Source organism: Trebonia kvetii (assembly GCF_007827045.1).
Taxonomy (GTDB): domain Bacteria; phylum Actinomycetota; class Actinomycetes; order Streptosporangiales; family Streptosporangiaceae; genus Trebonia; species Trebonia kvetii.
In genome coordinates, this window is sequence record NZ_RPFW01000062.1 from 1 (window position 1) to 404 (window position 404).

The 404-nt window shown below is 33.2% G+C and carries 1 protein-coding gene; it reads right to left on the bottom strand.

Features of this window, described 5'->3' with window-relative positions:
• Positions 1 to 29 precede the first annotated feature (29 nt).
• Positions 30 to 404, bottom strand: a 375-nt coding sequence (locus EAS64_RS48170) for a hypothetical protein (RefSeq protein ID WP_222850056.1), incomplete at its 5' end; no start/stop codon positions are given.

Genomic DNA, 404 nt, shown 5'->3' on the forward strand with positions numbered 1-404 from the left:
TGAAACAATAAAAACCAGAGCTCTGGTTTTTATTTTTTTACTATTTTCAAAAATTTATAAAACTTATTAAATCCTGTAATTGTTCCAATAGCAACTACCACGCCAGCAAATATTCCAGCTGTTCCTGCCCCTTGTATTTCCAAATTATGAGCTGACACGTTTGGATATTTAGACTGCTCGTTATTTATTGCTACAACAGATGATTGAGGCATTTGGGAAATCTCTGTAGGCATTTTTAAAGGCAGTTTAAGTGGTGAATCAATCTCTTTGTATACTTCTTTGAAGGTATCATTTGATTCACTATTAGGTTTCTCGTTTTTATGAATTGCTTCTTTTTTTATAGTCTCTTGTTCCTGTGGTTGATCTACTGTTGTTGAATCCTTGCTAGTTTGTTTACCTTGTTC